We start from the raw sequence: 23,460 nt of genomic DNA, 5'->3' as shown, positions 1-23,460 counted from the left end.
TTACTCTTTTCATTATTAAATTATATAAATAGAGAAAACAATTAAATTTTTTAAAATTTACTCTAGCATTTAATTTGAAGTATGGTCTCATTCAGATTCATTTAATATACATAAATTTAAAAATTACTTTCACTGTTTTATCAATTATATGACATCAGTTCCATGGCGAATTCTTATCCCTATTAACATTTTAATTTTTTATATTGTTGTAGGTACAATATGCATTACAAAAGATAAAATAACTCAAATTAAAATCCTCTTTTCATCAAACAATCATCACTTATCCTCAAGCAACTCAGTCAAACAAGCCACTTGCTCGGTTAATGTTGCGACTTGTTGTTCTAAAACCGTAACCCTTTGAGTAAGTGCGTGCTCACTTTTTGATGGTGTTGCTATGTTTGTGTTATCTGCTTTGTGCTCTGTATCACCTGTTGGTGTGCTGATGTTAGCCGCTACTGAGTGGGTTTCATCATGATCTGAGAATAAATGTAGATAACGAGATTCACGTTTACCGGGTTCTCGCTCAAGCTTCTGCACTAAGGTTTGGTTATTTAGGTTTTGCAGTTGTTGTAATACTACTTCTACTTCATTTACATCGGCAAAATCTGCTAAGCGATTGGTGCGGGTTCTTAATTCTCCTGGTGTTTGCGGGCCTCTTAGAAATAATACGCAAATAATCGCGCGTTGTTGCGCTGTAAATTGTAAGTTGCCAAACTCGGTGTTACAAAAGCGATGAAAGTATTTATTTACTCGGCTTGACGCTTTTTGGTCAACCATCAGCTGATTCATTTGTACCAGTTCATCTACCGTGTTTTGCCAATCATTTTCGCTAAGCGACATAACAGGTTCGCGGTTACTTTTTTGATTACAGCCAGCGGTTATAGCATTTACCGACAGTGGATATTGCTCTGGTGTGGTGGTCTCTTTTTCTAACATTACGCCAATAACACGGCATTGCTCTGCGGATAATGTGATCATTTTGAAGGCATCCTTATTGAAAATATAAGTCTATCTTTTTTACTGGATAAACAAAAACAAAAGCGTAGAAAGCAAAAATAAACTCTGTACATCAAATAATTATACTAGTAACCTTTCTTAACCATGGTGAGCTTTAGTTGTTAATAAAAACGATTCAAATAACGCGATAACTTGTGTAATAGATGAGTTTAAACGGTGATCGCCATCAATCAGGTGCAAGGAACACTGCGTTTGCTGAGCATATTTTATAGAGCTAGCTACGGGCACAATATCGTCAGACCAACCATGTACAATCTCAATATTGTTAAGCTTAGTATTATAACTTTGCTGCTGATAACCCTGCATATACAAAGCTGGCGCCAATAAAAATACGCCCAGTGGTTGGTTACTTAATGATGCGACTAATGAAACGTAACCGCCCATGCTTGAGCCGACTAAAATATAAGGTTCAAGCTCGCTTGCTAAATAAGTATTCAACTTTGTCACCCGCTCATCGGGGCTTACTATATTGCTGTAGTCAATACTATCGACACTAAAACCTGCCGCTTTGGCTATGTTTGCAAGTTGGGTTATTTTACTACCCCAAGGGCCACTTTCTTTGCCATGTGAGAATATAACTTTCATGTTTACTCCGTTTTCATTGCCACTTAAAGCGTTTTTAATATTCGATGTTTGTGCCAACTTTCGAGCACTGCGTGAATAAAATGAGTACTTTCCAAAAAAGGGTGATAAGCGTAATCAAACACACTCAACCGACTATCGCCATACCATTTATAGTGTTTGCCAATACCCCCTCGAGGAATGGTTATCGTCATTCTTTTAACTGATGAGAACAATGCGATATTTGCAGATGTAACGGTATAGTTTCGTTTTACGCCAACAAAAGCAAAACCTTTTTCACCAACAATTTTGATTGGGCATTGAGCAAATAAGTTTTTAATCAAAAAGTAAGTAAAAAAGCACAAAATCAGTTCTGCTACAAAATAATTCGCTATAAATGCAATTAAATCAAATACATTTGAATTATCAGTCCACATAAGACTTAATTGATTAAAACGCTGAAACTGTGTCTCTCGACTTAAAGCGGCATAAATTAACCATATAAAGACGACGAGTAAGGTAGAAAATACCAGTGTATTGCGTCGATACCAGTGATTTATATCAGCTTGCGTACAAGGTGATATGTAAGATATTTTCCCTATCAGCTTAGCTTTTCGCTTTGCACTTATTTTTATTTTGTCTTTATTTACTGGTTTGTTCATTTGCTATTGGGCATTAAATGCTGTTTATTTTTTGGCTGTTTATTTAAAACCAAGTTGTTCAAATCATGTGCTAGCAAGCTATTTTTTCGTTCTATGTGCACTAATACCTCCCCAATATAGTTATCAACAGAAAAACCCTTTGTGAAAACTGAATACCTCAATTACCTGGTTGATGTTAGGCGATCTTATTTAACAATACTGTTGATAGTTATCAATTTTTTCTTTTAGCCGCTGTGCTAAATATTCATTTTTCGTACCTAACGTTTCAAGAATCAATTGCGCCTCGTTACGATAATTCCTTATTTTATCTTTTGTCCAGTGAGCTGGCGGTGGCTGTAAGTTAGTTATTCTATCAGCCATTTTTACCATGCTTATTTCTAAAGGTTGCGCTTTTATACGCGCTAAGCTATCGATCATTTGATCTCGCTTAGTGGCTAAATTAGTGTTTTTGGTTAACGCTAAAACACCTGCAGCAACATATTGATTAAATGCAGTTTTAATATCTTCAAATGTAACTGCAGTGTCTTCAATTGTATCGTGTAATAACGCGCAAACCACCGCAAGGTTTTGAAACTTAATCGGTTGGTAATGTAACATTTTATCTATTTGCGGCTGTGCAAGTGCGGATATAACCTCCATGGCAACTAGGCCAACATGGTTGATATATGGAACATCGCTACCAGGTATAAACTGTTTACAATGTGCTTTGCTAGCAAAATTCCACGCTTTTATGTAGGTATCTTGTTGCCATTGTCCATTATCTATTTTACTCAGATAAATTAATTGTTTATTTAATTCAATTAGAGGCAGTTGATAAGTTAACTTGTCACGGTGTAATGTTAAAAACCTGCTTTCATGCTGATTACATTGCGGCATATCTGACGGTTTATTTTCTGAGAGTTGAGCGTATACAGCTGAACTATCAGCACTATTATTTGGCTTTTGAAAGGGCAATAATGACTGGCTTTTTGCACCATATTGGTCTAACTCGATTAACAAGTTTTCTACTTGCTCACGTTGTGCAATCAATTGAGTTTTATCAAACTGATAAGGGAAAGTATATTGGTCTAACATACTACCTTTATAAAAATTTTCTGCACGCAAGAAAAAAAAGTAAGTGGTATCGCCTTGTGTAACTCGCCAAATAATCCAATAACAATCATCAATAAAGCGACTAACGAATTGCTCTTGATGATAAAACTCTCCCGAAAAAAGCGAATTAAACGCTACTTCATCACTTATAAATAATGGCGTTTTTAATAGATCAAAATATAAATACGGATCGCCGCTTTTATTTAACCAATTCTGCAATAGCCAAGCCATACGTTGCTTTAAGCATAGCCAATAGGTTTGATTATATGACTCTGGTGGTTTGCTTTCAGTAAATAAATGTATATTCATATGTTTAATTACACTGGTTAAGTTTCTATGTATACCGTTTAGACAAAGAAAACGAATCAAAGGCAAGCCCACATGCCATAGCTAATCATTTTTAACTGGTTATAAAAGCTAACAGTAATTGTTTGTGCATCATAATAGCGAATACGCATATTGAAAAATAACTCGCTTTTACAATGAACAAATAAGCCAAGTTCGCTAAGTGTTATAAAACGGTTTACAGCAGTATTAACCACAACAAAGCTATAAGAATTTACGCCGAATATAACGGACCAATTAAAAAATCATGGTGATAAATCAATCAGTTGTGCTAAGGTTGTACAGAATTAAAATAAAATATGCAAGCTGTGGAGTAAAGTGAAAGTAAAATTAAGTATGGGCTTCTTTAGTTGCAGATTAGTGCAAAATAATTGTTTTAATAGCACTAATTTATGCTGCTTTACAGATGCCGTAGCCATATTTAAAGCTGAAATTAGTGAGAGAGTTTCTTTAGCTATTAACGTGCTTTTACTGGCCATTTTCCCTCGTGGGCAAAAAATAAAGTTTTACATGCAAATAAGCACTCCTCCCTTCCTAAAAATAATGAACCTCAAATAACGACAACAGGCTTTTCAATGGCAAACAGTAAAAATTCATCTTTCAAATACCACGCGTTTATCTCATACCGCCATGCAGATAATAAAACACAAGGTAGAAAGTGGGCTACATGGCTACACCAAGCCATTGAAACTTATGAAGTGCCAAATGATTTAGTCGGGCAGAAAAATAGCCGAGGAGATACTATTCCCCCTCGTATTTATCCCGTATTTAGAGACGAGCAAGAACTGCCTGCGCATGCCGATTTAGGTACATCAATTGTTAGTGCATTAGAGCAAACAAACTTATTAATTGTTTTATGTTCACCTAGAGCTGTAGCATCAACGTATGTTGCCGACGAAATAGATTATTTCAAAAAATTAGGCAACTCTCAGCACATCATTGCTGCCATGATAGATGGAGAGCCCAATACCAGTTGGGACGAAGGTAAACAAAAGTTAGGCTTTACTAAAGCAGATGAGTGTTTTCCGGTTCCTTTACAGTACGAATACGATCAAGAAGGTAATGCTACTGATAAGCACGCGGAGCCAATCGCTGCAGATTTTAGAATAAATAATAATGGTAAACCCGAGCAAGGCTTTACTACGCCGGCCGCTTATCGCGAGCACCTAAAAAACACCACACAGCTTGATAAAAAGTCAATCACTGCAAAGGTAAATGCCTATCAACAACAACTGCATTTAATGTTACTGAAAGTCATCGCCGGAATTTTAGGTGTTCCTTTAGGTGAACTTACTCAACGTGATAAAGAATATCAATTAGAGCAAGAGCGCTTAAAAGCAAAAAAACTGCGACGTTGGTTAGCTGCTGTTGCAATATTAGCTATTTTGGCTGTTGGGGCTGGTGTGTTTGCTTATTTTCAGAAAGAGGAAGCTATTTTTCAACAACAACTTGCGATAAAAGAAAAAAATGGTGCACTGGTTTTACAGAGTGAATTTCTTACTCAAATGTCGAAAAACCAAAGCGAGCAAGGGGAATATGACACAGCATTACTATTATCGTTAAATGCTATTCCAGGCCTGTATGGCGGTGATAGGCCTTTGCTCAAAGGCATAGAGTTGTCTTTCCATGAGCCCTTAAAAAAAATCAATCGGCTTATGAACATTAATGCCCAACACCCACTATCGAGACATTCAGTAAAGTTTGACAAGACCGGCCGCTATGTTGCGATGGTAAAAAATCAAACATTAACTATATGGTCACTTGATGATGGCCAGCCTGTGACTAAAATCACCGCTGAATCAAGAATATTAAATTTTGACTTTAGTTACGATAGCCGCTTTATTTTCACAAGTGCAAAGGCAGTAGACGTTTGGTCAGTATTAACAGGAGAACAAGTACAGCAGTTTGATTACCCTGATAGGCAATTAAATCGCGTTGCGTTTCATCCCGTTAAAAATTTGCTGGCCATTACCTCTGTAATGCCCGAAAAAACAATCCCCGCATGGTTACAAACTAATAAAAGCAAAGCTGAGAGCGCCGTTACTAGCTATATAGATGTATTTGACGCTGAGAGCGCAGAAAAAACCACTACTATCAGCATAAAAAATGTTATCCCGATAAAGCCTATTTTCAGCCTTGATGGCACAAAAATACTCAGCGTGGCAGTAAATCACGGCACTTATGTATGGTCATTAGAAACCGGTGAACTTATTCAGCATAAATTTATTAATGATTTTTCTGATATTAATACTAAGCGTAACCGTGGCACTTTAAAAGCACACTTTAGTCCAAACGGAGCAATGATATTTAGTGAAATAGACAGAAGTAAAGTTGCGATATGGTCAGCTGATACAGGAGAAATACTCCAAACCATTAAAATATCTGAAAAATCGTCTAAGTTGTTAAGTGCACAGTTCAGTCAAGATAACAAAAAACTGCTAACGTTATCAGATTATAGTAATCAAGCTGTAGAGTGGTCGATAGCCACTGGAGAAATTTTGCATCGTTATCAGCTCAACGAAAGTCACCTTTCTTATGCCAGCTATAGCCCTGGCAGCGACTTGGTATTAGCCTCGTCTGTTAACGACAAAAAAAGCATACTCTGGTCAACTCAATCACATGAACTAATTAAAGTTATTGATCATAGCTTGGAAGCAACAAACTTAATTGACATATTTTCTACCATTATCAAGGGTAATTTTTTTACAGTTTTTGGCGAGAAAATAGTATCGTGGTCACTAACGAGTAAGGCAAACAGTCCATTATTTTTGAAAAAAGAGTCTTACTTTATCAAAAATATACATTACAGTTTTGATAATGAATTTGTTGTTGTTAGCCAACGTAATGGTAAACATTTTATATGGGATATTAAAAAAAATACCGTAATACACGAATTTGATTTTGGTAAAAACACACTACAAAGTTATATTTTTCCGAAGCAGAATAAACTATTAATTACCAGAGAAGTTAACAATAAATTCGAAAGTGAAGCATTGGTTTATGATTTACAAACAGGAGAAAAGCTTGATGAATTTATATTTGAAGGAGAACTCTATCGCGATATTAAATTCTCACCTGATGGCGATAGCATAATTTACGTACTTCAAAAACCGCAAGAACAACAGGCATTTAAAAACGAAGTGTTACAACATAGAAACTTACTAACAGGGGTGACTAAAAGTATAGCTAGCAATAATTTAATACCCTCTTATGAGTTTAACCAAGCAGGCAAAAAGGTACTGTTAGTTTCAACCTTTGACTATTTTTCTTCAGACCTTAAGAAACAAAACTTACCTTCTGAGGTTATATTATTTGACCTTATTTCCGGTAAGCGCGAGGCAACATATTCTGATTTAGTAAACCCCAAAATAGCTATTTTCAGCCCTTTTGACGACAAAATATTAGTGCAACATGATACTAAGAAATTAAGCTTATTCTCTGCTGATTTTGTTGAAAATTTATCCACCCTTTTCTATTCGGATGGACACTGGATAAGAGATTTTATTTTCCACCCTGACGGTAATGGTGCAATTTTTATAGATGGTAGCTATGTTGCTGTTTGGAAGTTTAAAGACGAACAACCAAGTATGTTAAAAAGACACTCTTTAGATAATGTTTTTCTGGTGGATGTTAGCATTTCCAGTGATCAACAATATTTATTAACAACATCGAGTACTGTTAACCCCGAGCGTAATACCAGCGTTTTATGGGATGTAAATACCATGGAGAAAATTGAGACTTTTTCACAAGTGACTAAAGATTTACCTTCTAAATTTTCAAATGATAGCAAGAGTATTGTTACTACAGAGTATTTAACACCTAACGCTCGCTTTCCTACCGCAAAAGTCACCCCCATTTTCCAAAAAATGCTGAAAAAAACTGATAAAAAAACTGATAAAAAAACTGATAAAAAAATGGTTAGTATTAAAGACTATGAACAACAAGCAATTAACAGCTTACCAATAAATAGAAGCTGCCTAACGCCAGCAGAAAGAAGAGCATTCTTTTTACCCGCACTATCAGCGCAGCAATGGCAAGACAGAGGTTGCGCGCACTTTACCAGTGAATAAACTCTGTTTGGCCATGTTGATATAAAAATTGAATATTATAAACGTTATAAATAAAGGGAAATTTAATGAAAGCTAATAAAAGTGCATCTGCCCCGCTAAGTATTAGAGGCATTATCATTTTAGCATTTTTTGTGGTCGCTACGATTACCTTAGGAATTTATGGTTTTAGCTCGGTATATGTTGTTAAAAACAATATCTCTCACCCAGAATTAACCCGTTGGTTTGATGTTTTTTACAGTACATTTAAATTATTTTCTTTAATTTCTTCCCCTGCCGATGAAGCATTAAAGCATTGGGCAATTTCAGCAGCAAGACTTTCTGCGGTTTGCACTGTGTTTTTCTCTATTGCATTTGCAACCTTTTTTGCCGCTGGTAGCTGGTTTAAAAGCAACATATTAGTTAAATATTACAAAAATCATTACATTATTTTCGGCTTAAATAGCGAGAGCGCCTATTTAATTGATGATTTACTCAATAAAAAAGAAAAAGTCGTTATTATAGAGAAAGATCATAGCAATCCATTAATTACTCAGTATAAAAAGAAAAAAGTTACTCTGATACTGGGCGATGCTTCAGATATCGCTATTCAATTAAAAGCCGCTATTTTAAACGCAAAAGCAATGGTCGCTATAACAGGCTGCGACTTAACTAATTTAGCTATTTTAAAAACCTTAGTTGAGTCACCTTATAAACCTGAGCTTCATTGTCATATTGGAATAGACAATGTAATGAGCTACAAACTCTTTGAACCTAGCGCTTTTTATTCAATTGATAATATTAAAAAACAATCTACTGGCTTGTTAATTAATATATTTAACTTAAGCGAAAAAATAGCTATCGACTTAGTGCAATCTATGGGGCTAGGAGAAAACACAGATACGAGCTCTATTACTAGCGAACCGGTAAGTGTGCTTATTTCAGGTTTTGGTGAAATAGGAGAATCTATTCTCAGAGAGCTGTTGCTTTTGGCTCACTTTTGTAATCATAAAAAAATCGAGATCACGGTTTTATCAACTCAGCCCAATGACTTTTTTATTACTCATCATCAAGTGTTTGAGCATTGTAATGGTAAAGGCTTAGATTTATGGGACATTACTTTTGTAAGCTCTGAACAGCAGCTTCAAAACCCGTCGAATTTTAATCATATTATTGTCAGTGATGAAGATGAAAATATCGCCTTAAAAAGCATATTACGCTTATATGATATGTGCACCTTGGCGCAGTCGAAAACAACGGATAACACAACAACATTTCATTATTACAACGCCTTAAATCACAATATAGAGCATCAACAAATAAGATCATTCGGCGCTTTAAAGAAAGTATTAAGTTTCAACCAACTATTAGATAGCAACAGCGAAGTACTTGCGCAGCGAAGCCATAACACTTATGCAAAAACAGAACTCGGCTTAAGTGCTTTAACGCCTGACGCATTATCCGTTCTAATAGAAAAACACGACCAAGAAACAGTAGACTCAACTCAGTGGCTACATTGGGTTAACCAACCTCTTTTTAAGCGTAAATCAAACTTTACTGAAAAACGTCATTTTCCCATGAAACTATTAGTTTTAGGTGGCTCAATACCTACGATCACCTTTGATGATTCAGATGCAACAAAACAAGAAGCTTTGGACTATTTGCCGTATTTAAATGAATTTTCAGATCTAAACATGGCTTTAATTCAGCGCTGGATGAAATTTATTAAAAAACAAACGGGACTCAATAATGAGCAACTCACCCATCGAATTCATGCGCTAGCAAAAACTGAACATAATAGATGGAATGCATTTCATATTGTCAATAATTGGCGATATGGAGAATCAAAAAACGAAGCAATGAAAACCCACGATTGCTTATTAAGTTGGTCAGATTTAGAAGAAAAAAGGCCTGATACCATCAAGTATGATTATAAAAATATTTATCATATTGCTGAGTCATTAGCTTTAATTGAACACGAATAATCGATTAGTTTATTGCTTTGAGAGAATAATATGACAATAGATACTGCACAACACGAACCTGTTACCGAGTTGTTAAATAGCTGGATAGTTCATAATGATTTAAAAAGTGCGAATCAGCTACGAAGTATTATTTACTATCATCTAAAGGGTATAGTTAAAAAGCAAATTACTTATAAAGCTTCATCTCATAGCATATTAGAGCAGCTACCCAACACTACCTCACTTTTGCACGAGGTGCTTGTTCAATTATCTCCACCCAAAGAAGTTTTTGATAATAGAGAGCAGTTTTTTCTGTCGTTAGCCTCTTTTGTAAGATGGATGTTGCTCGACGATTTAAAAGCTAAAGGTGCACAAAAAAGGTCGAATAACAGCGAAAATATAGCAAAGTTTATTTCACTATCAGAAGATCCTGAGCCCTATATTATTTTCGATAGTGCATTATCTAAGCTAGCTAAGATCGCTCCTAGATCATACCAAGTTGCTTTACTACATTACTTTTTAGGTTATGATATTGAAGATATTGGCTCTGAGCTGACACTAAAAAAATCAACCATTTATAGTGAACTTTCAGCTGCAAAAGCTTACTTACGCACCCAGTGTTAAACGGATAAAATAAAAATAATAAGAACAACAATGAACTTTGATACTCCACTAGCATTATTTCAACATTTACTGGCAATTGATGAAGATAACATGGCAGTTCAACTATCTATTTTAATGAGTAGTGAACATGAATTTTATACTGAAACAACCGCCTTAATTACCGCGCATGAAGAAAATAAAAAACAAACAACCTTTAAGCAACTCATCGGAAAACAGGCCGAACAACTAGTTGATGACAATATAATTCATGATTTAATCAACACACAAGTTAGCGTATATAAGTTAACTAGAAAATTAGGCCAAGGCGGAATGGGCGCAGTATATCTTGGCGAACGCAATGATGGTCAATTAGCACAAAAAGTTGCAATAAAATTTGTCTATCCTTCTATTGCAGCGTTAGCAGGTGAGGATTTCTTACAAAAAGAAGCACAGCATTTAGCTAACCTAGATCATACAAATATCGCCAAAATATATACGGTTGATAAAACAGAAAACAATCTCCCTTACATGGTGATGGAATATGTTGATGGCATTGCTATTGATCAATTCTGCAACGCAAATGCGCTAAGGTTCCAAGAACGCTTAAAACTATTTAAGAAAGTCTGTAAGGCTGTACAGTTTGCTCATCAACATATGGTCATTCACGCAGATATTAAACCATCGAATATCCTAGTTGATAAACAAGGTGAACCCAAATTAATGGATTTTGGTATCGCTCAAAATATCAACAGCACAATGAATGGTAATACTTTAAAAAATGAACAAAAATATAACCACCTAAAAGCTGTAAGCAGAGACTACGCTAGCCCTGAACAATTGGCAGGAAATAAGTTATCAACTACGAGTGACGTTTATGCTCTTGGTAAAAACCTCACAGCAATGCTCGGTTCGGATATGGTCATTCCCAATGAAGTTAAGGCAATAATTTCAAAATCAACTGAAAGTGATATCGAAAAGCGATATTCATCTTCTTTCGAGTTATCACAGAGCATCACTAAATTTATTAATAAACAGCCTATTAGCGAATACAGCAATACTTTGATGTACAAAATCTCAAAGTTTTTTCAAAGAAATAAACTAGTCTCAAGTATTTCATTATCACTCATTATTACCATTGCTATTAGCTCTTATTCGCTATATAGCAGCAATACAAAGCTCATTGAGCAAGTTGAAGTAAGCGAAGAAGTTACGTCTTTTTTAACTGATATGTTTGATGCTTCAGATATTGATAAAAACAGCGTATTAACTGTTGAAGAACTTATTGATAACAGTAGTAAGAAAGCACTTGAAAGCGTAAATAAAAGTCCAAAAGTTAAAGCACATTTACTTAAGGCTATTGCTAAGGTTTATCAAGGGCGAGGTTTACTGAAAGAATCCGAAGAGTTATACAATAAAGCGCTTCCATTATTTGATAAAAATGATGAGTCTTTTTATATTGCGCAAAATGAACTTGCACAAGTTTATATATCTTCAGGCAGAAAAAGTGATGCAAAAACAGCAATTGAAAACAGCATCAATAATGCCAATACCGAAAAAATTATTTATGAAGCTTATAATTTAATGGGATTAGCATTGCACTCAGGTGGAACTTATCAAGAAAGCAGACGTTTTTATCAAAAATCTCTTAGTGGATATAAATCATTGTTACCAATCGATAATTTTATGGTGGCAACGGTGCTTGGTAACTTAGGTAGCTCATTCATGATGGAAGGAAAAAATGAAGAAGCACTTGAATATTTTGCAAAAGCAGTTGATTTAGACATTCGTATGTATGGGGATGTCAGTCATCCACGAACAGCATTACATTTACAACAGTTTGGAGCTGTGCAAGCTGGGCTTGGTAACTTCGCCATGGGTTTAACAAACTTAAAGAAAGCCGCTGAAATGTTTCAGGAAATTTCACCTGAAGGTCACCCAAGAGTTCATGCAACTTACAACAATATTGCCACCATTTATGGGCGAGATTTAAAAAAGCCTAAACAAGCATTGGAGTATTCAATGATGGCACTGAACTCGTTAAAAGGAGAAGACCTTAAAGACTCTATTGCATTGGCAGTGATTTATCATAATATCGCTGCAAACAATAGAGATATTGGCGAATATAAAACCTCTATTGAGTGGCACAAAAAATCATTAAAGACAACAGAAAACCTAAACATTCAAGGATATATCAGAGCTGTACAATTAGGAGGATATGGTGAAACCTTAGTAAAAGTTGAAGATAACGCGAATGCTCTTAACTACTTGAACCAGGCCATAGCAATGTTAAAAATGTCTGCTCCTACCAACCAATATCTGGCAAGGTTTGAAAAACTTGTGAACAAACTTTCATCTATCGATAGTAGCCCCTAGCGTTGTATCACAACACATACTCCGAAAGGGGAAATACGTTAATTAGCAGTAGCCTTCTCACACAAGGTTACTGCTATCTAATAAACTCGCTATAACAATAATTAGCAACTTCACTTTTAGCTACGAATAATACTTATACCCTGATGACTACAACCATCACGATACCAAGGAATATTTCTCTAACAAATAGCCTAATGACTACCTGATAAACATCCTACAAGGTTAAAATATGGCCACTCATATGGTGGTTACTTCAGGTGTTTGACTCCCCGCATATGCATTTGAAATACCAATCTGCCTATAGCTAAAGCCTTTTTTATTTTTTACAGTCCCTTTTTATTCGATGCTGTATGATTGGGCGAATAAGTACTAAATTGCATTTTCATAACCTCTGAAGGTGTATTCCCTTGATATCGCTTAAATGTGGTTGAAAATATTTTATGCTCACCAAATGCCAACATTTCAGACACTTTTGAAGGCTTAACCCCTTGTTTAAGTAACTGTTTAGCCCTTTCAATTCGATAATTTGCTAAATACTGACTCGGACTTTGGTTGACATAGGTTATACACCAGCGGCGAAAGGTAGCCACATTTACCTTAAAAATATCAGCGATGTCAGTAACCCGAATATCCCCTCTTTCCTCACCAATCAAAGGTTGCTTATCAGCAATAAGTCGTTCCATTGCATGCTTAACTCTTATTTCAAATAGCTCGGGGGTAAATGGTTTAGGTTTTGCCATCATCTCAGTCAGTTAAAAAAGTGATGGTTTAATTTGGCAAACGCCTTAGCGATTCACTAGCTAAGAAAAACGCACCAATTTTTCCAAAAAATAAATTATTTTTTAATGCGCGATTAAAGGAAGGTTTATTTTTTATCTTGATGTTTTAATAGAAGAAAAATTCATCAGTTCAGGTGAATAATTAAAATATAAATCAGACAAGGAACCTATCGTAATGATAAAAAAACTAGCCCCACTTATAGCAACCTTATGGTTGACTGCTTGTGGTGAACCTGAAGTCCCTGAAACTTATGGTGTATATGCTCGCCTAACAAATGGCGATTTAGTTCAGCTTGATAGAGAAGGAGAGATTCAAAATACGAAAATGGTGTTTTTTGGCAATAGCTCAAGTATTAGTATGAGCGAAGCAATAAAGGCCCCGCGATTTAATTATATCTTACGTAAGCCTAATACAACTATCGAAATGGATGAAGTTGAAGGCTTTATTGTTTTCGGTGAAAAGCAGCCAGACAAAAACGTAAGAATAAAATACTTTGCTGATGCAATGTCATTTAACGGTAAGTTTTTTGATAATAATGGTAAAGGAGCTGTAAACGAAGAAACATACCTTGACCAAGGTTGGTCTTGCGCTCAAGCGGATGGTATGAGCTACAAGAAACTTCAAGAGAACATGTACCTATTTGCCCTGCCTGATACAGAAAAGGAAGCGTATAAATTTTGTCAGTTGGCATCGTATAAAGAAGCAGGTAAAGGCAGCAGAAAATCACCGCACGTTGCAGTTGATTTTTACGGTTGGTACTACGATGGCGCTTATTGGACGTTCAATGTTGCAGAAGAAGATAGTGACGGTAAAGAGAAAGAACTAACAAGAAAGCAAGCCATCAAAGATCGTATTGCTGAATCTCTAGCTAAAAAGAAAGCAGAAGAAGTTGCTAAAAAGAAAAAAAGAGCAGAGCAAATTAAGTCTTACGAAAGCGCCCCCGTTGTTAAAGATTTAAAGTATTTTTCAGAGATTGATAATATCTTTGCTTATACCGCCCAAAATGGTGATGGAGAAGGGTTTTCCTTATCAGCTGAATATATATGCTTAGGAGCTTTTTGTTCAAGGTTAGTTTATAAAGGCATTAATGAATTTGCTTTAGATGATTTATTGAAAAAGCACAAAGCAAAAGTTACTGAGTTTAAGAAAACTTACTCCCAAAAAGAGCTTTTAGACTCGCAAGTTAAAGTCAAAGACTTAAATATACCCACATCATTTAATAAAAAAGGCTGGTTGAGGGTTGCTCATTCAGATACACGGGAACATATTGAACCTCTATTTGGTCTTTATACCATTTCAACAAAACTGGCCGTAAATATCGCATCAAAAGAAATAACCCCTCATTTGAAAAACCAAGACCAAAGGTTCGCTTTTGGCACAGAACTAATCGCTGAAGGCTATAACTCCTATCGTGATAGAGGAGGCATGTCTTTTAAATTAGATATCAGCGAAGCACTAATAACGGCGATAGGAAAGAAAACCGCGGGTAAACCTAGTATCGAAGAGGTGACCTTAAAATACTTAAAAACAGACGATCTGCATAGAGGAACAGGAACTAGAAGCCTATTCTTTGTTTCTAGCTTTAAGCTCAAAGGAATTGAAGGTCGATTTATCATATCAGACTCTAAGGATAACAAGTATATCCCTCATGTCTATGAAGCACTAAACATCAAACTAAAAAACAAATAACTTGAGGGTATCCTTATGAAAACGAATAAATTCTTAATATTGGTAGTCTTGTCTTTGTTGGCTACTGGCTGCAAAAGCACGTCAGAATTACTTAATAGCGCCACAGCAGGCTTAAAAAGTGTTATGCCAGGCAATGGTATTCATGGTTTAGCGGCCAAAGGCGATGTTAATGGCATAAAAGCGCTGGTTGCAGAAAAAGGTAATGATGTTATCAACAGTAGAAACGATATTGGTAATACACCTTTAATGATGGCTGCTTTCAAAGGGCAAGACAAAACAATTGAATACTTACTAAAAAATGGCGCAAAAATTAGTTTAAAGAATAAAGATGGAGAAACTGCTTTTCATGCAGCAGCTCAAGGTAATCAACCTGGCACCTTTAGGTTTTTAAAAATAGCTACGCCTAAGTTGGCAAGCAAGGCTGACTATAACCAAATTACGCCCTATATGAGAGCAGCGTATAGCGGCATTAGCTATGAGTTTTTTCATGATTTAACAGATAAAGTATTCTTTGCCAAAGATGCTGATGGTAGTGATTTGTTAAGTTGGGCGGTGGGCGGTGGTAACACATCGGTCACTAAATATTATGGCCAACGTGCAGGCAAAAACTTGAACATAGACAAGTTAAGAGCAGCACATTTAGAGAACTTTGATAAGCCTCAAAGTACTCAGAGTTTGGTATTGTTAGCTAATATGTATTGTGACTACGCATGGAGTAATAAGCAATTCAAACCACAAAGCTCTGATTATTTGAAGTTTGGCCGTTACTGTAAATTTAATTGGGATGACTTTATAAAAGAACGAAATGGTTAATTTTTGTAAAATTAGCTTAAGTGAGAGCTGGTAAACAAACTAGCTCTTTTCTCTATCTTAAATTCAGCCTCAGAAAAATTATGCTATGAAATTATTACTTTCCTTTTTAGCACTGTCGTTATTTTCATCACATTTATTAGCAAAAACACTAATAGATAATAAGAATGACTTAAAGCGCCTTATCGTAAACCAGCGCCTCACCTCAAATTTAGAACATTTTTATTTTATGGAAGATGGTACGCTGCTTTATCAAGAATTAGATAACGAAAATTTCACTAGTGGCCTTTGGTTTATTAAACAAGCAACTTTCAATTACGACAGTCCTTCTCCTTATCAAGATTTTGAACCTACCAAACAAGAACTCAAGGGAAAGCCAGTTATTTGTATTGCTGTTAATGTAACGTCTAAAGAAGAGTTCAGTTGGTTACCATGCACACGGTTATATCAAGAAGAAGGAAATTTATACCTTGCTCATCAAACACAATGCAACTTAGATGACCCCGTTGAGAATGAGGTGATTCATTGCAACTGGACACGGCGTGTTTTTTTCTCTTATCGTTTAAACGCTATTGAAGAGTAGAAATTTTTAATGCTTAAACATTACGTCTATATTTTGGCTTTGATCTTACTTTTATCGCCAACAGCCCCCTACGCGAAAAAGCTTAATTTAGCTGAAGTAAAAGCCAAGTTAACTAAAATAAAGAGTAATTCTCCTCATACCTTGTGTATAAAGCAACATAAAGTTGAGTCTTGTGTTGACCTCATCATTGGAAATGACAAAGACATATATTTCAACGAAATCACCAAAAACCTAAACCTTCAAAAACAAATGGCATTGTCTAACTACCTCATTGAGTATGTATTAAAAGACAAAGAGATTTTGACCGATGAGCGGTTAACTAATAATGAAAAAAATAGCCTTCATGCACTACATTTTGAGAGAAATGAATACGGATTGGTTGAACGTATTCCTAAAAGACTACTTGATAAGGTGTATTCATTAAATTTAAAAAGTTCGAATTTTTTTAAGTACATATCAACACCTAAATATCATCGAAAATCAACGTTTTTAATAAAATCAGCAATGCAAAAAGACAATACTGAAAATGAAGTATTTGGAACACTTATCGCTAAAACTTACTATAAAAATAGAGTAAATAATATTTCATCCCTACCTGTTTTTTTCGATAAAGTACTGTCGATGTGTACCTTGTGTGATCGCCGCGAATATATATCTAAATTTCACAAGTTACCTGGTTATGGTAAAAATATTGTTGCTGGCTTACCCCGAACATCAATTGAATACAAATACATCTTCAAGCCTAGTATTAGTGCAGGTTGGGTGAATAAATCACTATCAAATCGCTATCAAAAATTACTAGTAACTAATGTCAGTGAAATTCCTTATTTTATCGATAGCGTGTTAAGTACTTGTTCAAACTGTGATAAACCTAGCACCTATAGAAACCTAGTGAAAACAAACGGATTTGGTAGTAAAGCGAGAAACTTTTTCGAATCGATTGAATATAATTATGTGTTGAAACATTTTCCCTATCATGAAATTGTTGAAAAATACTTTGATTATGCCGTTAGCTTTGAAAGTGACTTACCTAAATTCTTTAACACCGTGCTAGCAAAATGCCAACAGCGTTGTGATAGCCAGGCTTATTATAAGAAAATACTTCAACTACCAAAACTCAACTTAAACCTCGACATAGAAAAATTTCGAAATCGCCTTATATATCAATATGTCGTTAAACATTTGCCCTATAACATCAGTGCATATTCATCAGAAAATACATTTAGCTTAAGACTTTCTGCTGGTGGGCAATCATTCCGCACTTCATTTAGTGGCATTTGTGAATATAACTATGCAACCTCAAGCCGAGATAGTGCCTCTTTCTTTCAAGCAATGAGAGGCGCGTCTGAAGCAATTAATCATTACGATGTTTATAGTTGCAAATTACCTCAAACTGCTATTAACCGAATAGAAAAATTCACTCAGGTTATGAACTCACAAAGTGATTTTAATAAAATTGTCTCTCGAACTCATTGGTCACGCTCTGAGTTTAAATATGCCACATTAATTTATCCAGAGCCTTCTCAAATTGGAACAAATAGCTATAGTGATGCGCCAAGCAGGTCATCATCAAGTACCTCTACAGCTAGCTCATCGAATACCTCAAATTCGACGAGTAAATCGCCTACCAACAAGCGTGAGATAAAAAGAATTGTGAGTAACGGGCGAGTCAGCAATGTTCCATCATTTAGAGTAGAGTGTACTGGTGGGAGTGATCACGTCATCTACCATAAAAACGGCACTTGGTATCATGGCTTTTTAGGGAAAATGGGCAATAAATTTAATACTTGGAATAAAGAACGTGTTGGCGCCTATTTGTGTAAATAAGAATGGGAAGAATAGAATATAAAACAATTTAATCACGTGAAAGGCAAAGGTTCTACTTTTTGTGTTTATGGACTATTTCACTGTTAATCTACTACAGATCGCCATTGAAAATGGGGGATTACTCTACAGGAACATGCTCTTCCCGAAACAGTAACCCCCTGAACAAAATACTAAATTTTACAATTTTTATGAGTATATAAAGTAAAAACACTATTCAATATTCTGGATCTGCTCTCTCATCTGTTCAATTAAAACCTTTAACTCTACCGCTGAATTAGTAATATCAGCATTGATAGATTTAGAGCCCAAGGTATTCGCTTCGCGATTAAATTCTTGCATCATAAAGTCTAAGCGACGACCCTGTGCTCCGCCCTTTTTCAAAATGCTGCGAGTTTCTTTGACGTGGCTAAATAGACGGTCAATTTCTTCGTCGACATCCATTTTTTGCGCAAGTAATACCAGTTCTTGCTCAACGCGTGATGATTCTAGTTCGATGTTTGCATCAGCAAACTTGTCGGTAATGCGTTTACGTTGCCATTGAATAATTTCAGGCATGTGGCCTTTAACAATTTCGGCTTGTTCAATTATGCCGTCTAAACGCTGTTCGATTAGCGCTTTCATATTGCCGCCTTCATCAGCGCGGGCAACTATAAAGTCTTTTAATGCTTGGTCGAAACCGGCAAGAATTTCAGCTTGAATGGCATTCATGTCTGACTCTTCGGCTTCCATAACACCAGGCCAGCGCATGATTTCTAGTGGGTTAATTTGGCTATTTAGCGTTTGTTCATTGATCCAGTTTGCATGCTTAAGTAAATTCTCTGCAAGCGCTGTATTCATCGATAAATTGCTTTTTTCACCTGGGTTAGCATTGAAACGTAAATTACATTCAACTTTTCCGCGATTAAGTTGCTTACGAAAGCGCTCGCGCAATACTGGCTCTATGCTTCTAAATTGCTCAGGCAAACGAAAGTAAGTTTCGAGAAAACGTTGATTTACAGAGCGAATTTCCCAAACCGCATTGCCCCACTCGCCTTTTACTTCATAGCGCGCAAATGCTGTCATGCTGTGGATCATAGAATTACCTAAAGAGTTAAAATTAATATTGTGATGAATTATGCCCTAGCTGATACTTGGTATCTACACTAATAGCGTGTAAACGGCGAGATTATGCAGTGATAATCTCGCTATATACGATATTAAGCGTTTGCTTGTTGCCAACGTGCTTGAATATGTTCTGCCACTCGAAATGCATTTGCATAGATGGTAAATGTATAAGGTACACTGCCACCGGTTGGCATAAATGACGCATCGGTAACAAATAAGTTATCAACTTCATGGGTTTGACAATTTTTATTCAGTACTGAGGTTTTAGGGTTATCGCCAAAACGACAACCGCCAGCCATTAAATTTGATGCTGGCGAGCTGCTAATTGAAGATCTTATGTTGCTTGCGCCCATTTCGCTTAACAGTTTTTCTGCTTTTTCAGCTAAGTATTCACCTACATCTAAATCATGGTTGTGCGCGCCAATACGTATTTTAGCCACTTGGTCACCCCACTTGTCGGTAACTTCTTCATCTAAATCAACAAAACAATTATCGTTGGGTAGCCAATCGTTAAATACTTCAAAGCGTAATGTTTTATAGGTAGTAAATTCAGTTTTCATGCTTTGTTTAAGCTCTTCACCCCAAATTAACTGTTCGCTACCTTGGTTTTCATCGTATTGCCATTTTGTACTTTGCGCACGTGAAATCGGGTTTTGATAAAACAAAAAGTCTATCGTGCCGCCTTTGGCTTTGCCGTTGCGATTAACACCAGTAAAGGCTTTATCGTCAATTTGATACCAGTCTTGCAAAGCACGGTTTATAAATGGCCCTACTTGGGTTAATTGTGCTTTTTTCTCGGCCGTTAAATCTTTATAGAAAAAATCTCCTCGACCAGTGCCACCACCACTAAAGATTAAATTTTTACCCACATTGCCTGAATTATTAGCTAATCCGTTTGGAAATTTTTCGCCTTTTGATGCTAATAATAAACGAGATGTTTCAACCGCTTGGCAAGCCACAACGTAATACTTGGCTTGAACCACTTTTTTACGTCCAGCTTTGTCATAGTAATGCACACCAGATATTTCACCTTGGCTATCTGTGGCAATGTTGTAAACTTTTGCATGGGGTGTAATGGTGCAATTTCCGGTAGCTACTGCGTGGTTTAGCAGAGCGGCTCTGCCACTACCCTTTGCGCCTGACGAACAGCCATAACTACTGCAATATCCTGAATATTCGCAACTATTTCTGCCCATTGCCGGTTGCGACAATATTGCTCTTGGCACAGGTACGGCGTGATACCCGATATTTTCTGCACTTTCATCTATCCAAGAAGATATAGCGTGTTCAGCAACCGGAGGGTAAGGAAAATCTGTTGAACGAGGCTCTTGATGCGGATGCTTTGTAACTCGACCTGAAACACCTACCACTTTTTCTACTTGTGCATAATAAGGCTCTAGCTCTTCGTAACTTAACGGCCAATCTTCGACATTTGCTCCGTCAATTGCGCCAAATTCAGATTTTAAGCGAAAATCTACTGGCTTTAAACGATGAAAATAGCCACTCATAAAGTTTGATGAGCCACCAACTACAGTGCCATTCCAAAAGCTCCAACCTGACTCACTTGTTGCCTCGCCTTGCCAAAAGCTTTCGCCAGCTTCGTTTTCGTATTCTTCTTCAATAACGTGCTGTTCGTCTTCAAGCTTAGGGTTGTATACATCGCGTAAGCTAATGGCTAATTCGTCTTTGTAAAATTCTTTTTCGGTTAACCAAGCGCCTTTTTCTAGTACTAAAACCTTGGCGCCTGCATTTGCTAAGGTATAAGCCACGGGTGATGCGCCTGCACCACTGCCTACGATACAAATATCATATTTCATGCTTTTTTAGTTCCTATTTGCGAACGAATATAATGTTGATGACTTACCACTGTAGTGGCTTTATTTACAGGTGCGGTTTTACTTGTCGACTTAGTATTGCTGCTGAAAATAGCTTGCTGCCCCGGCAATTCGTAATATCGTTTACCCATAGGCGGTAAAGGGAAACCGGCTTGGTGTTCTAACCATTGCCAGCCTATACCATCAGGATTGCCGCCGTAACTTGGCGGTGACAGCATGGCTTCGAAAATATAGCCCACTAAGTTGCTTAACCAATTCTCTCCTGCACGCGACTTACTTATTGCTCGCAATATTGTTTCTTTTTCTTGCAGTGTCAGCATAACAAAGTTTTTTTTCAATTGGCTTTGACTAAAACCGTTTAACCAACCTACACCTTTGTAAATAAATTCAATTTCGGCGTTATCGGTGGGTTGTTGATAAACAACATTGTATAAATACTGCGTTGCTTGAATTTCTTTGGCGCTTGGACCGGTTGGCGACTCAGGCAACAAGTGTGCAAGTACGGCGTTGAGCGTTAACCAAGGATCGGTTTGCAATACTTTCGTTAGTTGCTCATTAGCCATTGCTGACCAAGCACTTAATGGCGTGGCGGCAATCATAGTAGCACCCGCAGCAGATTTTAAAGCACTACGGCGTGACACTTTTTTTTGTAACCATATTGGCGTGCTAAAGCTTTCGTCAAAAAATGAGGTGATTTGCGAAAGCGCTTTACTCGTTAGTTTCTTTCTCACCTGAACTTTAGCCGTTTGTATTGGTTTCATGTACGTTGTCCTTATTATTTTTAACCTGCCACTTATCTAGAAAACTCAACCAATATTCAGCAGAATATTCTAGGTCATCAAGTAGCTCGGCAGTATCTTTTGACAGTAACATTTGGCCTGTATTAGTTGATACATACATATGAGGGTAACCTTGCACTGGCGGCAATGATTTCATGAAGGCTTCGTTTTCATTAGTGTCACTGACGTTAATTTTCAACAATACGTAGTTGTTATGTAAGGCTTGATAAATATTAGGATTTTTTTCTAAAAACGCATCCATTTTATGACACCATGTACACCAATTACCGCCAATTTCAATTAATACATTTCGTTGGGTTTGCTGAGCTAACATTATAGCTGCTTGCGCGTCTTTAAAGGGATCGCGCTTGTCGTCATAAACTTTGCTGTACAAAGGTAAGTTATTTGACAAGCTAGTAACTTGGCTCGCTGGTTGTTGCGCATTGGCTAATTTAGCCATAAATACACTGGTTAAAAATAAGATAATAAACAACTGAAATTTCATACACACTCTCAATTTCGATAACATTTAAGGGTAATAACAACAAACGCTTAATAGTATGACCTTAGTTTAATTAACTATATTTCAAAATACTTGTTAGGTCATTATGTCAAATTGCCAGTCGAACGATTATAATGCGCAGCAATTATACTACGATAGGAAATGTAACATGCGTCCAAGCGGCAGAACTTTAGGGCAAATTCGTCCTGTAACTATTACTCGTCAATTTACAGCTCATGCAGAAGGCTCAGTACTTATTGAGTTTGGTGACACCAAAGTTATTTGTACCGCAACGGTTGAAACGGGTGTTCCACGTTTTCTTAAAGGCCAAGGTAAAGGCTGGATCACAGCTGAATATGGCATGTTACCTCGCTCTACTCACACGCGTATGCGTCGTGAAGCGGCCAATGGCAAGCAAAGTGGTAGAACATTAGAAATATCTCGTTTAATTGCTCGCTCTTTGCGCGCAGCAGTTGATTTAGTCGCTTTAGGTGAAAACACCATTACTGTTGATTGCGATGTAATTCAGGCTGACGGTGGTACTCGCACCGCTTCAATTACTGGCGCTTGTGTTGCTTTAGTTGATGCTTTAAACCATATGCGCGCAAAAGGTATTATTAATAGTAACCCACTTAAACACATGATTGCTGCTGTTTCTGTTGGCATCTACCAAGGTGAAGCGGTTTCTGACTTAGATTACGTTGAAGACTCTTCAGCCGATACCGACATGAATGTGGTAATGACTGAAACAGGTAAGTTAATTGAAGTGCAAGGTACAGCAGAAGAAGAGCCTTTTAGCTTCGACGAAATGCAAGCAATGTTAGCATTAGCTAAAAACAGTATTAACGAGTTATTCGACATACAAAAAACCGCTTTAAACTAAACAAT

The 23,460-nt window shown here is 36.5% G+C and carries 18 protein-coding genes; 9 read left to right on the top strand and 9 right to left on the bottom strand.

Annotation, left to right across the window (positions count from 1 at the left end):
• Nucleotides 1-276: 276 nt before the first annotated feature.
• The 4 genes from B6A32_RS09385 to B6A32_RS19345 all read right to left on the bottom strand — a co-directional run bounded on the left by B6A32_RS09385 (nucleotide 277) and on the right by B6A32_RS19345 (nucleotide 3,641).
• On the bottom strand, nucleotides 277-978 hold the full coding sequence (locus B6A32_RS09385) for a YceH family protein (RefSeq protein ID WP_085303268.1): 702 nt from the start codon (nucleotides 976-978) through the stop codon (nucleotides 277-279).
• 117 nt (nucleotides 979-1,095) lie between these two features.
• Nucleotides 1,096-1,602: an alpha/beta hydrolase gene (locus B6A32_RS09380; RefSeq protein ID WP_085303266.1), complete on the bottom strand. Its 507-nt coding sequence runs from the start codon at nucleotides 1,600-1,602 to the stop codon at nucleotides 1,096-1,098.
• A gap of 23 nt (nucleotides 1,603-1,625) precedes the next feature.
• The gene (locus B6A32_RS09375; protein ID WP_085303263.1) at nucleotides 1,626-2,240 is read right to left on the bottom strand and encodes a hypothetical protein; all 615 of its coding nucleotides are present in this window, start codon (nucleotides 2,238-2,240) and stop codon (nucleotides 1,626-1,628) included.
• A gap of 189 nt (nucleotides 2,241-2,429) precedes the next feature.
• A complete protein-coding gene (locus tag B6A32_RS19345) occupies nucleotides 2,430-3,641 on the bottom strand; it encodes an HD domain-containing protein (RefSeq protein WP_198946897.1) in 1,212 nt (403 codons plus the stop codon).
• Nucleotides 3,642-4,252: 611 nt separating this feature from the next.
• On the opposite strand from B6A32_RS19345, the gene B6A32_RS09360 reads away from it, so the two are divergent.
• From B6A32_RS09360 to B6A32_RS09345, 4 genes are all read left to right on the top strand, one after another.
• The gene (locus B6A32_RS09360; RefSeq protein WP_085303259.1) at nucleotides 4,253-7,747 is read left to right on the top strand and encodes a toll/interleukin-1 receptor domain-containing protein; all 3,495 of its coding nucleotides are present in this window, start codon (nucleotides 4,253-4,255) and stop codon (nucleotides 7,745-7,747) included.
• 65 nt (nucleotides 7,748-7,812) lie between these two features.
• The gene (locus B6A32_RS09355) at nucleotides 7,813-9,708 is read left to right on the top strand and encodes an NAD-binding protein (protein ID WP_085303257.1); all 1,896 of its coding nucleotides are present in this window, start codon (nucleotides 7,813-7,815) and stop codon (nucleotides 9,706-9,708) included.
• A 30-nt stretch (nucleotides 9,709-9,738) separates the two neighbouring features.
• On the top strand, nucleotides 9,739-10,311 hold the full coding sequence (locus tag B6A32_RS09350; protein WP_085303254.1) for an RNA polymerase sigma factor: 573 nt from the start codon (nucleotides 9,739-9,741) through the stop codon (nucleotides 10,309-10,311).
• Nucleotides 10,312-10,341: 30 nt separating this feature from the next.
• Entirely contained in the window at nucleotides 10,342-12,663 is a 2,322-nt protein-coding gene (locus B6A32_RS09345) for a serine/threonine-protein kinase (RefSeq protein ID WP_085303252.1), read from the top strand.
• A 323-nt stretch (nucleotides 12,664-12,986) separates the two neighbouring features.
• Here B6A32_RS09345 and B6A32_RS09340 read toward each other — a convergent pair whose 3' ends face one another.
• The gene (locus B6A32_RS09340) at nucleotides 12,987-13,403 is read right to left on the bottom strand and encodes a helix-turn-helix transcriptional regulator (protein WP_158088474.1); all 417 of its coding nucleotides are present in this window, start codon (nucleotides 13,401-13,403) and stop codon (nucleotides 12,987-12,989) included.
• Between the two features lie 214 nt (nucleotides 13,404-13,617).
• Here B6A32_RS09340 and B6A32_RS09335 point away from each other — a divergent pair, with 214 nt between their 5' ends.
• The 4 genes from B6A32_RS09335 (at nucleotide 13,618) to B6A32_RS09320 (ending at nucleotide 18,352) form a co-directional block, all read left to right on the top strand.
• Complete coding sequence (locus B6A32_RS09335; RefSeq protein ID WP_085303247.1) at nucleotides 13,618-15,132, top strand: hypothetical protein; 1,515 nt, start codon at nucleotides 13,618-13,620, stop codon at nucleotides 15,130-15,132.
• A 15-nt stretch (nucleotides 15,133-15,147) separates the two neighbouring features.
• Nucleotides 15,148-15,945, top strand: a complete 798-nt coding sequence (locus B6A32_RS09330) for an ankyrin repeat domain-containing protein (RefSeq protein WP_085303244.1) — start codon at nucleotides 15,148-15,150, stop codon at nucleotides 15,943-15,945.
• An 85-nt stretch (nucleotides 15,946-16,030) separates the two neighbouring features.
• The gene (locus tag B6A32_RS09325) at nucleotides 16,031-16,525 is read left to right on the top strand and encodes a hypothetical protein (RefSeq protein ID WP_085303242.1); all 495 of its coding nucleotides are present in this window, start codon (nucleotides 16,031-16,033) and stop codon (nucleotides 16,523-16,525) included.
• Between the two features lie 9 nt (nucleotides 16,526-16,534).
• Nucleotides 16,535-18,352: a hypothetical protein gene (locus B6A32_RS09320; RefSeq protein WP_085303241.1), complete on the top strand. Its 1,818-nt coding sequence runs from the start codon at nucleotides 16,535-16,537 to the stop codon at nucleotides 18,350-18,352.
• Nucleotides 18,353-18,562: 210 nt separating this feature from the next.
• On the opposite strand, the gene B6A32_RS09315 is transcribed toward B6A32_RS09320, so the two are convergent.
• The 4 genes from B6A32_RS09315 to B6A32_RS09300 all read right to left on the bottom strand — a co-directional run bounded on the left by B6A32_RS09315 (nucleotide 18,563) and on the right by B6A32_RS09300 (nucleotide 22,575).
• Complete coding sequence (locus B6A32_RS09315; protein WP_085303238.1) at nucleotides 18,563-19,426, bottom strand: YicC/YloC family endoribonuclease; 864 nt, start codon at nucleotides 19,424-19,426, stop codon at nucleotides 18,563-18,565.
• 122 nt (nucleotides 19,427-19,548) lie between these two features.
• The gene (locus B6A32_RS09310) at nucleotides 19,549-21,273 is read right to left on the bottom strand and encodes a GMC family oxidoreductase (RefSeq protein WP_085303236.1); all 1,725 of its coding nucleotides are present in this window, start codon (nucleotides 21,271-21,273) and stop codon (nucleotides 19,549-19,551) included.
• The gene (locus tag B6A32_RS09305) at nucleotides 21,270-22,052 is read right to left on the bottom strand and encodes a gluconate 2-dehydrogenase subunit 3 family protein (protein WP_085303234.1); all 783 of its coding nucleotides are present in this window, start codon (nucleotides 22,050-22,052) and stop codon (nucleotides 21,270-21,272) included. Before B6A32_RS09305 ends, B6A32_RS09310 begins: the two co-directional genes overlap by 4 nt.
• A complete protein-coding gene (locus B6A32_RS09300; protein WP_198946896.1) occupies nucleotides 22,030-22,575 on the bottom strand; it encodes a thioredoxin family protein in 546 nt (181 codons plus the stop codon). Before B6A32_RS09300 ends, B6A32_RS09305 begins: the two co-directional genes overlap by 23 nt.
• A gap of 166 nt (nucleotides 22,576-22,741) precedes the next feature.
• On the opposite strand from B6A32_RS09300, the gene rph reads away from it, so the two are divergent.
• Nucleotides 22,742-23,455: a ribonuclease PH gene (gene rph / locus B6A32_RS09295; protein WP_085303231.1), complete on the top strand. Its 714-nt coding sequence runs from the start codon at nucleotides 22,742-22,744 to the stop codon at nucleotides 23,453-23,455.
• Nucleotides 23,456-23,460: the final 5 nt, after the last annotated feature.

It is taken from the genome of Colwellia polaris (assembly GCF_002104515.1).
Lineage (GTDB): Bacteria > Pseudomonadota > Gammaproteobacteria > Enterobacterales > Alteromonadaceae > Cognaticolwellia > Cognaticolwellia polaris.
This window is presented reverse-complemented; position numbering and strand designations above follow the sequence as displayed.

What these genes read in the sequence shown, in the direction of transcription:
- B6A32_RS09380 (WP_085303266.1), bottom strand. Translation starts at nt 1,602, where the DNA reads ATGAAAGTTATATTCTCACATGGCAAAGAAAGTGGCCCTTGGGGTAGT.
- B6A32_RS09350 (WP_085303254.1), top strand. Translation starts at nt 9,739, where the DNA reads ATGACAATAGATACTGCACAACACGAACCTGTTACCGAGTTGTTAAAT.
- B6A32_RS09320 (WP_085303241.1), top strand. Translation starts at nt 16,535, where the DNA reads ATGCTTAAACATTACGTCTATATTTTGGCTTTGATCTTACTTTTATCG.
- B6A32_RS09385 (WP_085303268.1), bottom strand. Translation starts at nt 978, where the DNA reads ATGATCACATTATCCGCAGAGCAATGCCGTGTTATTGGCGTAATGTTA.
- B6A32_RS09305 (WP_085303234.1), bottom strand. Translation starts at nt 22,052, where the DNA reads ATGAAACCAATACAAACGGCTAAAGTTCAGGTGAGAAAGAAACTAACG.
- B6A32_RS09360 (WP_085303259.1), top strand. Translation starts at nt 4,253, where the DNA reads ATGGCAAACAGTAAAAATTCATCTTTCAAATACCACGCGTTTATCTCA.
- B6A32_RS09325 (WP_085303242.1), top strand. Translation starts at nt 16,031, where the DNA reads ATGAAATTATTACTTTCCTTTTTAGCACTGTCGTTATTTTCATCACAT.
- B6A32_RS09330 (WP_085303244.1), top strand. Translation starts at nt 15,148, where the DNA reads ATGAAAACGAATAAATTCTTAATATTGGTAGTCTTGTCTTTGTTGGCT.
- B6A32_RS09375 (WP_085303263.1), bottom strand. Translation starts at nt 2,240, where the DNA reads ATGAACAAACCAGTAAATAAAGACAAAATAAAAATAAGTGCAAAGCGA.
- B6A32_RS09355 (WP_085303257.1), top strand. Translation starts at nt 7,813, where the DNA reads ATGAAAGCTAATAAAAGTGCATCTGCCCCGCTAAGTATTAGAGGCATT.
- B6A32_RS09335 (WP_085303247.1), top strand. Translation starts at nt 13,618, where the DNA reads ATGATAAAAAAACTAGCCCCACTTATAGCAACCTTATGGTTGACTGCT.
- B6A32_RS19345 (WP_198946897.1), bottom strand. Translation starts at nt 3,641, where the DNA reads ATGAATATACATTTATTTACTGAAAGCAAACCACCAGAGTCATATAAT.
- B6A32_RS09310 (WP_085303236.1), bottom strand. Translation starts at nt 21,273, where the DNA reads ATGAAATATGATATTTGTATCGTAGGCAGTGGTGCAGGCGCATCACCC.
- B6A32_RS09345 (WP_085303252.1), top strand. Translation starts at nt 10,342, where the DNA reads ATGAACTTTGATACTCCACTAGCATTATTTCAACATTTACTGGCAATT.
- B6A32_RS09300 (WP_198946896.1), bottom strand. Translation starts at nt 22,575, where the DNA reads ATGAAATTTCAGTTGTTTATTATCTTATTTTTAACCAGTGTATTTATG.
- B6A32_RS09340 (WP_158088474.1), bottom strand. Translation starts at nt 13,403, where the DNA reads ATGGCAAAACCTAAACCATTTACCCCCGAGCTATTTGAAATAAGAGTT.
- rph (WP_085303231.1), top strand. Translation starts at nt 22,742, where the DNA reads ATGCGTCCAAGCGGCAGAACTTTAGGGCAAATTCGTCCTGTAACTATT.
- B6A32_RS09315 (WP_085303238.1), bottom strand. Translation starts at nt 19,426, where the DNA reads ATGATCCACAGCATGACAGCATTTGCGCGCTATGAAGTAAAAGGCGAG.